This is a genomic window from Acinetobacter sp. 148 (assembly GCF_031196675.1).
Lineage (GTDB): Bacteria > Pseudomonadota > Gammaproteobacteria > Pseudomonadales > Moraxellaceae > Acinetobacter > Acinetobacter baumannii.
In genome coordinates, this window is record NZ_JAVIMT010000028.1 from 60662 (window position 1) to 70375 (window position 9714).

Annotated in this window: 10 protein-coding genes and 1 pseudogene; 6 read left to right on the forward strand and 5 right to left on the reverse strand. The window is 38.2% G+C overall.

Annotated elements, in window-relative coordinates:
• Positions 1-8: 8 nt before the first annotated feature.
• Positions 9-467: a DMT family transporter gene (locus tag RFX69_RS05640; protein WP_078209511.1), complete on the reverse strand. Its 459-nt coding sequence runs from the start codon at positions 465-467 to the stop codon at positions 9-11.
• A gap of 9 nt (positions 468-476) precedes the next feature.
• The gene (locus tag RFX69_RS05645) at positions 477-911 is read right to left on the reverse strand and encodes a DMT family transporter (RefSeq protein ID WP_001166493.1); all 435 of its coding nucleotides are present in this window, start codon (positions 909-911) and stop codon (positions 477-479) included.
• Between the two features lie 99 nt (positions 912-1010).
• Here RFX69_RS05645 and RFX69_RS05650 point away from each other — a divergent pair, with 99 nt between their 5' ends.
• Positions 1011-1943 (forward strand): LysR family transcriptional regulator, encoded by a 933-nt coding sequence (locus RFX69_RS05650; protein WP_289333107.1) that lies wholly within the window; start codon positions 1011-1013, stop codon positions 1941-1943.
• Between the two features lie 100 nt (positions 1944-2043).
• Here RFX69_RS05650 and RFX69_RS05655 read toward each other — a convergent pair whose 3' ends face one another.
• Complete coding sequence (locus RFX69_RS05655) at positions 2044-3387, reverse strand: MFS transporter (RefSeq protein WP_000053785.1); 1344 nt, start codon at positions 3385-3387, stop codon at positions 2044-2046.
• A gap of 295 nt (positions 3388-3682) precedes the next feature.
• Here RFX69_RS05655 and RFX69_RS05660 point away from each other — a divergent pair, with 295 nt between their 5' ends.
• Positions 3683-4561, forward strand: a complete 879-nt coding sequence (locus RFX69_RS05660; RefSeq protein ID WP_038348148.1) for an SMP-30/gluconolactonase/LRE family protein — start codon at positions 3683-3685, stop codon at positions 4559-4561.
• A 93-nt stretch (positions 4562-4654) separates the two neighbouring features.
• Here RFX69_RS05660 and RFX69_RS05665 read toward each other — a convergent pair whose 3' ends face one another.
• Positions 4655-5386, reverse strand: a complete 732-nt coding sequence (locus RFX69_RS05665; RefSeq protein WP_023896669.1) for a GntR family transcriptional regulator — start codon at positions 5384-5386, stop codon at positions 4655-4657.
• A gap of 111 nt (positions 5387-5497) precedes the next feature.
• Here RFX69_RS05665 and RFX69_RS05670 point away from each other — a divergent pair, with 111 nt between their 5' ends.
• From RFX69_RS05670 to RFX69_RS05680, 3 genes are read left to right on the forward strand one after another with little or no spacing between them, the layout of a single operon-like run.
• Positions 5498-6787 (forward strand): SLC13 family permease, encoded by a 1290-nt coding sequence (locus tag RFX69_RS05670; protein ID WP_000126040.1) that lies wholly within the window; start codon positions 5498-5500, stop codon positions 6785-6787.
• A 7-nt stretch (positions 6788-6794) separates the two neighbouring features.
• Positions 6795-7607, forward strand: a complete 813-nt coding sequence (locus tag RFX69_RS05675) for an amidohydrolase (protein WP_289332721.1) — start codon at positions 6795-6797, stop codon at positions 7605-7607.
• Positions 7608-7616: 9 nt separating this feature from the next.
• Positions 7617-8957, forward strand: a complete 1341-nt coding sequence (locus RFX69_RS05680) for an MFS transporter (protein WP_065184945.1) — start codon at positions 7617-7619, stop codon at positions 8955-8957.
• 193 nt (positions 8958-9150) lie between these two features.
• Here the strand turns inward: RFX69_RS05680 and RFX69_RS05685 are convergent, their stop codons facing one another.
• On the reverse strand, positions 9151-9291 hold the full coding sequence (locus RFX69_RS05685) for a hypothetical protein (protein WP_000770269.1): 141 nt from the start codon (positions 9289-9291) through the stop codon (positions 9151-9153).
• A 249-nt stretch (positions 9292-9540) separates the two neighbouring features.
• Here RFX69_RS05685 and RFX69_RS05690 point away from each other — a divergent pair.
• A pseudogene (locus RFX69_RS05690) lies at positions 9541-9693 on the forward strand (hypothetical protein); the annotation flags it as partial.
• Positions 9694-9714: the final 21 nt, after the last annotated feature.

Consider the following 9714-nt stretch of genomic DNA (forward strand, 5'->3'; position numbering starts at 1 on the left):
CCCGTATTTTACCCTTCTACCTTTTTATCCTTACTACTTGAATAGATAAAATATAAAGCAATTCCTAAGCAAATTAGCGCCCCTAATCGATACGGTGAGAAAGGAAGCGTTTCATTGCCGAACCAGCCAAAGTTATCAATCAAGATACTCATCAAAAGTTGCCCAAAAATCACAGCCACCGTAGCAACTGCAGCCCCAATTCTTTGTACAGCCAGTACCATAATGACAATATAAGGTACGCCACACATGGCACCTAATAACTGCCATTTAGGAACATCTAATAGAGTTAAGACTTGTTTAGGTTCAAAATAAAAAATAAGGAGAGCCGTAATTAGAGCACCGACTGAGAAAGTCAAAAAAGCACTACGAAATACACCAACCTTCGCTCCAAGTTGACCATTAATTGCGGCCTGTACACTCAGCAAAGCACCGCCAATGACAGCGAGAAGAATCATTAAAATTGTCATGGCTGTCTCCTACGCTTTTGCCACAAGTACAAGTGCAGCAACAATAAAGATGAGTGCCACTACCCGTTTACGGTCTACTTTCCGATGTGGAGTCCCCAGTAAACCATAGTGGTCGATAATCAGACTTTTTGATACCTGTCCCGCTAAAATCCCAATCATGGTCATTGCAATGCCAATAATTGGAGTGGTAATGGTCAAAATAATGACGTAAGCCGGACCTAAAACGCCACCGAGTAATTGCCAAGATGGAAGTGTAAAAAATGAAGGGCTATTGCGTGGGCTAAAAAACAACATGAGTAAAAAAGTAAGTGCTGCACCCACGCCAAAAATACTAAACGTGGCCCACAACTCACCTACTTCCTTTCCTAACGGCCCTAAAAGCCCAGCTTCGACCGATAGCCCCATTCCCCCTAAAATGGTTAGGAGTAGTAATAGAATTTGCATCTATATTGCCTCATCTGTATCTAGGCAACGAATACTAAGGTAGCCAATTCATCAGAAAAACAGCATAATTCATGAATCACTTTTGCAGAAATTGCACAAATGGATTTAACAAATTCGATTGATATCCGCACGCTTCGCTTCTTTATTAGTGTTTACAATGCTCAAAACTTCTCGAATGTAGCACGTAAAGAAGATGTGTCTGCCTCCATGATTTCTCGAACCATTCAACAACTTGAAGATGCGTTGGGGCAGCAACTTTTCTACCGAAATACACGAGCAATCACACCGACCGAATCGGGCAAATTATTTTTTGAATATGCAAAAAGAATTACCGAACAATTTGATGAAGCTCAAAAGGCTTTACAAGATAAAACCATAGAACCATCTGGACTCGTCCGAATTAATGCCCCTGTGTTTTTTGGGCAACGGCATATTGCGCCGTGGTTGGCGGGTTTATCAGAGCGTTATCCAAGGCTTCTAATAGAACTAATTCAAACCGATGAATTTATAGACCCATTACGCGAAAGCACAGATTTAATATTTCGTATTGGAGCACTGACTGATTCATCATTTCATGCCCGTATTTTTGGTACACAAAAATATCATTTGGCAGCGTCTCCTCAATATATTGCCAAATACGGTACGCTCAACCACCCAACAGAACTTAATCAACATAAATGCCTAGTTTATAAAGGTTTTGAAGGTCCTAACCGCTGGTTAGTGAGAGAGCCTGATGAAGAATGGGTACATTATCCAATTACCCCGTTACTTTCTTCAAACAATGCCGAGAGTTTAATGACAGCCGCGCTTCATGGCATGGGGATTGTTTTATTTCCTGATTGGCTAATTGGCGAAGCTTTAAAACAAGGTGACTTAATAAAGCTTTTACCTGAATATGAAGTCGCGATTAAATCACACCCCCAGCATATCGCAGCCATTTATCCCAATGTCCGCCATCCACCACTTAATATTAGAGCAGTGATCGATTATTTTGCAGAAATCTATGGAGACACACCGTATTGGCAGAATTAGCTTTCTTATCAATGCCAGCAAAGTATTCCAGTATCGACATACTTTGCTGGTGTCTCACCAGAGATGAAAATAAGACTAAAAACTTGAAATAAATAAGAATTTAATTTGCACTCAAACTTAAATTATCAACTTGTTCTGATTTTTCTTTTTTAATGAGATAACCCAATATGATTTGCAAAATCACGCCAATAAACGCACAACATGACATTAAGAGAAAACACCAGATATACCCCTGATGACTATGCCAGCCACCAAAGCTCGTAAGCAAATATCCCATGATAATCGGTGCGACTGCCCCACCTACATACTGAGCAACTGTAATTAAACTATTTGCAGTTCCAATTGCTCCGGCTGGCGCATAATCTGATGCTGTCGCATAGAAAATAGGCCAAATTGCGTTGGCAGATAGACCAAAAAACAGTTGTATTGCAATGACGGAAACCACGCCTGAGGTTAAACAAAAACTTGCAATGCTGACCGCCATCCAACAACCACATAAAATCAATGTGAGTCGTCTGCCAATCTTATCGGACAAAGTCGGCCAAATAATTTGCCCCATCATGCCGGTAATTGTAAATACAGCGCTCAAGCCAGCCGATTTCGCCAGATCTAACCCGACAATATTGTATAAAAATGCAGGAAAGATAGTTAAAAAACCAATATAAACCACATGGGTAATTAAAGTACTGGCTGCGGTAAACACAATTCCCCGAGAACTTAGAGTTTGTTTTAAACGTTCCCATGTACTATCCGTACTTGTTTTTTCTTCTCCTTCATCGTGCACAAAATCTGTTGGTGGTGTGAATTGATTATCTACACAAGATTGGTGAAACTCTGAATAACGTTTACGGGTCGAATAAATCGCCCAAAACGTTAATGCTGGTACAGCAAATATAATTCCAAGAAAAAAGGCATAGCGCCAGTTTTGTGGACCAAAATAGGTAATGATGGTGGCCATTGCAACACCGCTAAGTAGCGCTCCAACCGGATAACCTGAGTGATGAGCGCCTATGGCAAAACCGCGGTGTTCCTTAGGCCACCATTCTGCGGTATTACTCACCCCAACTGGCTCTGCCACCCCACAACCCAAAGAAACCATAATACGTAAGGTTACAAACTTATAGAAACTTGAACTTAAAGATGTAATGCCTGAAAGCAACGAAATAAAAGTAAATCCAATTACTAAAGGCCACTGAAAAATTCCTCGCTTCCAACCGGACGCATGTTTATCACTTAAAGCAGCAACCGGAATACTAAGAACGGCCAAAGAAAGTGTAATTGCAGCAATGGTGTATCCCCATTGCGTCGGAGATAAATTAAATTCATTACAAATCATATTGGCTGCGCGGAAAATCAACTCTCGGTCGTATGCAACAACCACCCAGATAATCCAGCAAATCACTAATGATACCCAAGAGTGGCGATGAACTTTTTTTAGGCTCATTTCTAATTCCTTTTTAATTAAAATGCATCCACATGCTTTTACGTATAACGCTATGTCATTTGTCCACTCTTAAACTATCAAGTCGATTTAGAATTACTAATGATATTTCTACACCACGCAATAACTTATTTTTATCAATTTAGTTTTAGCTATTTATCTCCATACATTTTTAATCCACTGGACCAATAACAATCCCTTATTAGGTAAAGAAAAATTTTCATTGGTTTTTATATTTAGCTTTCATTAATTTAGTTTCATCGATGAATGACTGAATAAAAGGACTAAAAAAGGAATTATGGAAATTAAAGTACTGGTAGATGTAAAAACAAAACTTGGAGAATGCCCAACTTGGGATGCTGTTCGCCAACGCCTATTTTGGGTAGATATTGTTGATGGGCGATTATTCTGTTGTGATGAATTCGGTGGGAATATACGGGCGTGGGAAGTTCATAAAAAAATAGGGTCTTTTGCTTTACAAGAAAATTATAACGGCGCAATTGTTGCGCTCGAAGACGGGTTATATCAACTCGACTTTGACACAGGCAACTTAAAATTTATTTGTAACCCTGAACCAGACCTACCTCAAAATAGATTAAATGATGGTCGTGTTGATCGGCAAGGTCGATTCGTTTTTGGCTCTATGAACCGCCTTGAAGATGGGAATACCGCGTCTCTCTACCGATTAGATGCAGATTATAAAATAGAAAAATTAGAAAATAATATTAATACTTCAAATAGTATTTGCTGGAGTCCTGATGGTACTAAGCTCTATTTTGCAGACACATGGCAAGGTGAAATCTGGTCTTATGATTATGATCTTGAAACAGGCCAAATCTCAAATAAAACTATTTTTTGTAAGATAGATACATCAGACGGTGGTTCAGCAGATGGCTCGACAGTAGATCGTGAAGGCTACTTATGGAATGCAAAAGTATATTCGGGTCAGTTAGTACGTTATCGTCCTGATGGACAAATCGATCGTATTATTGAAATGCCTGTAAAAAAAATTACCAGTGCAGTTTTTGGTGGAAAAAATCTTGATGTCTTGTTTGTTACCTCTATGTCACAACCGCCTCTTCCGAGATTCCCTGATGATAATCAATTGCGAGGCAGTGTTTTTGCCATTTATGGGCTAGGCATTCAAGGAATAGCCGATGCTCGATTTATGGGGTAATGACTCACTTCCTACAAGAAATACTTAACTATAAAAGATAGTGAACCAGCTCTGCAGCTTAATAAGGAAATCTTTATTAAGCTGCATAAAGAATTAATTAATTGTTATTTCATAATGAAAATTATCGGCCAAACCATAAGACTCACGGTATTCGACCGCTACACCTTCAAGATTTTTTGCAATACGGCATACCTTCACTAAAGGGTCTTCAATGTGGTTATTTAAATAGCTATCTTTAATATTTTTCTCAAAAGTTAACCGTTCTGTTGCAGAAGAAATAAATTGGCCACAGTGCTGATAATAAAAAGGATAAAGTAGATTCCCAAACTCAGCGATTGGAATTTCTTCCAGATTTTTAAATAAGCGTTCAGGCAACCAGATTCTCTCACTTAATACAACGACATCTTCATGCTTACGGACACGCTCGATATAAAGCAACTTTTCGGTGTGCCCAAGTCCTAACTCGGCGTTTACTTCCGGTATCGCATCACACACTTCTACTTTTTTAATTTGTCCTTGTGGCTGAATGAACTCGCCCTTTTTATTACGTAATCTAAAAAAACGAATGAGCGAATTTTCAAAATTAGGTTGTTTGAGGAAAGTTCCTTTTCCTTGTTGTTTAACTAATAAGCCGTCTTCAACCAGTCCTTCAACCGCCTTTCTAACGGTTCCTACCGATACGCTATACATTTGCGCAAGCTCTTGTTCACTTGGAATAGGCTCTTCGACTGTCCATTTTGACTGGATCAGTAGTTTTTGAAGTTCCCAACGGACCTTTTCATATCTTGGCAATTTAAAATTTTTAAATGCAGTCTCATCAAGCATTTGCGTTAAACATTATGAAATCGATTTGACAATATTAGCATAGTTCTGTGTAATACAAAAAACCAAACATATATATGTTTAGATGTTTATATATTTATCAAGGAAGATAATATGACTGCATTGATGCTGATGGCTTTAGCCGTATCGATAGGTTTAGGTTATAAAACGAAAATTAATATCGGATTTTTTACGATAGCGTTTGCCTACCTGATTGGTTGCTTTGGCATGGGTCTTAAACCTTCCGAAGTTATTGAATTATGGCCTGTCAAAATTTTCTTTATTATTTTATCCGTTACTTTGTTTTATAACTTTGCTTTGGCAAATGGCGCACTAGAGAAGCTTGCCAGCCATCTTCTATATAAATGCCGTAAGTTTCCTCAGTTTTTACCTTTAGCGATTTTTTTCGCAGCAACCATTATTGCTGGCCTAGGTGCTGGTTTTTATACAGTACTTGCCTTTATGGCACCCATTACACTGCTGCTGTGTAAAAAAACTAATATGAATATGATTATTGGTGGGATGGCTGCAAATTACGGCGCTTTAGCTGGCGCAAATTTTATGACATCGCAAAGTGGCATTATTTTCCGAAGCTTAATGGAAAATACTGGCATTAGCTCACAAACAGCTTTTTCATATAGCAGTGGAATTTTTGTCTTAACTTTAATTATTCCAATTGCGGTGTTGGGAATTTACACCCTGTGGAATAGAAAAAGTAATTCAATTGTAATTGAAGATCAAAAGCCTGAGCCATTCGACAAAAAACAGAAACAATCCATCTTCCTTATTATTTTAATGATGTCGATTGTTTTAGTTTTTCCAATCTTGCACCTTGTTTTTCCCGATGTAAAAACAATTAGCTTTTTAAACTCCAAAATTGATATTGCCTTCCTTGCGATTACCTTCTCCCTCATTAGTTTACTTATGAAACTTGCCGATGAGAAAAAGGTCATTGCACTTGTGCCTTGGGGGACACTGATCATGATTTGCGGTGTCGGTATGCTCATCGCATTAGGTGTGAAACTTGGCATTATTACTACCCTATCTGAATGGTTAGCAAACAATGTTCCTGTGTGGGTCATTCCAGTACTTTTATGTCTCATCAGTGCCATTATGTCTGTATTTTCAAGCACTCTCGGCGTGGTTGCTCCTACCTTATTTCCAATTGTTCCGGCGCTTGCACTTACCTCTGGCCTAAACCCACTAGTGCTGTTCATTTGTATTGTGGTTGGCGCTCAGTCTACAGCGATTTCTCCTTTCTCGTCTGGCGGTAGCCTCATTATGGCTTCAGCACCAGCAGACATCGACAAAACCAAATTCTTTAATCAACTGTTATTTAAAGCAATTCCTGTAGGAGTCATTGCCGCTTTAATCGCTATTTTCGCTTTAAAATTTGTAATGTGAGATGAAAATGAACTGTATAGATACACATGCACATGTTTTTTCGACACAGGACCACAGTATCGAAACAGCACGTTATGCACCTGATTATGAGGCAACTGTACAAAGTTTTATCTCTCATCTTGATGAACACAATTTCACGCATGGTGTTTTGGTTCAACCCAGCTTTTTAGGTATCAATAACCAAGCGATGTTAAACGCAATTCAGCAATACCCTGACCGTTTAAAAGGGATCGCCGTTGTTCAACATACGGCGACGTTTGATGAGCTAGTGAATCTCAAGGCACAAGGCATTGTAGGTGTTCGCTTAAATCTATTCGGTCTTAACCCTCCTGCGCTAAATACGCCTGACTGGCAAAAATTTTTACGAAATGTAGAAAGCCTCAACTGGCAAGTTGAGATACACGCACCGCCGAAATATCTGGTTCAGCTTTTGCCACAATTGGATGAATACAGCTTTGATGTCGTAATTGACCATTTTGGCCGAGTTGACCCTGTTAAAGGGATTGAAGATCCGGATTATCAGAAATTTTTAAGCTTACTTAACGTAAAACAGCACTGGATTAAAGTATCCGGTTTCTACCGTTTGGGCACTACTCCAAACAACATAAATACGGCACAACAAGCCTATAACATTTTTAAAGAAAAAGGCTTTTTACACAAACTCATTTGGGGAAGTGATTGGCCACATACCCAGCATGAATCCTTAATAACTTATGAAGATGCGATTAAAGCTTTTAAACAGATTGTGTTTGATAAACACGAGCAATGTTTAATTTTAAATCAGAACCCTACCGAGCTGTTTGGTTTCTCACGTACATAAGGAGTATGTATGAAAAATGATATATCTATATCGGAAGTAGAAAAGTCAACGATCCGTAAACTTTCTTTCCGTATTCTTCCTTTCCTCATTCTTTGTTATTTCATCGCTTATATTGATCGGGTGAATATTGGTTTCGCCGCTTTAACCATGAACCAAGAAATTGGTTTAACTGCTACTGCCTTTGGTTTTGGTGCGACATTATTTTTTATTGCATATGTCATATTTGAAATTCCAAGTAACATGGCTATGGAAAAGCTAGGTGCACGTATCTGGATTGCCAGAATCATGATTACTTGGGGCATTGTCGGTTGCTGTACTGCCTTCATTACCGGCCCGATTTCATACGCAATTTCACGTTTTTTACTTGGTGCTGCCGAAGCCGGATTTTTCCCAGGCGTATTACTGTATTTAACACTATGGTTCCCTAAACGATACATGGCTCGAATTGTTGCTGTATTTATGGTTGCGATTCCTTTATCTAACTTTATCGGTTCACCATTATCTGCCTTACTGTTAGGCTTGCATGGTTTACTGGGTTTAAGTGGATGGCAAGTGCTTTTAATTCTTGAAGCATTACCTGCAATCCTTCTTGGTTTGTTGTGCCTTGTATGGCTGCCGAATACCGCAAATAATGTTAAATGGTTAAATCAAGAAGAAAAGGACTGGTTAACAAGCACTTTAACTTTTGAAAAAAATCAATTGTTGAACTCTGAAAAACAAGACAGTGCCGAACAGAAAAAGAGTAAGTTCAAGTTGCTGATTACCAATAAATATCTATGGTTCTTTGCAATTATTTATGCAGGAAGTTCAGCAACCAGCAATATTTTATCGTTATGGATGCCTCAGATTTTAAAAGCCTTCCATTTAACTGCCATGCAGACAGGTCTTTTAAATATGATTCCGTTTGGTTTAGCTGCCGCTTTCATGATTGTTTGGGGCGTACATGCCGATAAAAGTGGCAATAAGAGTCTCAACACAGCTATTCCGTTATTTGTGACCAGTTTTGGTTTGCTCCTTACTATTTTTACCTCGTCTTTAACTTTGAGCTTACTTTTATTCTCACTCGTTTTGATGGGTAACTATGCCATTAAAGGTCCTTTCTGGGCGTTGGTTTCTGAGCGCTTACCGCCTACTTTAGTGGCTGTAGGTATTGCAGCGGTGAACACCATTGCGCATATCGGTACTGGGCTTATGAACTCTATTATGGGTATTGTAAAAGATTATTCGGGTAGCTTCCCTATTTCTCTTTTACCGTTATGTATGCTTACATTTACGGGTGCCATGATTGCGTTGTATTTAGGAAGAAAACCGACATTGCCAAAAGTGCAAAAGGTTCAAAAAGCAGTTTAGGTTTTAGAAATAAAAGATTTAATCAAAAGAGACCCATTGATGGGTCTCTTTTTTATTTATAACAAATATATAGAAGCTAAGATGGGTCAATATTTTCCTATTTTTATACGAAAACTAAGTTTGTCCATCTTTACTCCAACAAAAAAGCCCATCTTCCGATGAGCTTTTTATTTAATTAAGATTATCAAATGCATTAGGCTTTAAATTCTGCTAATACAAAGTTTTTTACTATTTCATCAAAATTAGGTTTCAGAAGAGTTGGCTTGCTATTTTTTATAGTTTTATACCAATAACTCGCTGCAACTCCCATGCTAACCAAAGCTAACAATTTCATAGCTCACCTCACTTATTGGGAAGAGTGGAGTTTAAAGTATCATTCGCGTTTGTAGCGTTCTAACTCGTTTTAGGGAGGTTTCTGTATATTTTTTAAGCACTATGTAATAAATAAAGCCCATATCTTTGTGAACTTTCTTTAAGGCCAGTAGTGCAATTTACTTACACTTCTTCCCATATAACTTATACTTAGTATCGGTCCTGTACAGGATCTATTTTCAATAAAAGATAAATAAAGGAATCTTCTAGAATGAAGAAATATTTATTAATTTGCCTTTTGCCTATTTTTACAACTGCTTGTAGTGCTAAACCAAGCCCTCAAGAAGAATTAGATCTCCAAGCTAGATTTTTACCTACAGTTTATAATATTGATGCAGGTACTTATGCTTTTGTTTCAAAAGAATGATATACGCTGAATTATCAG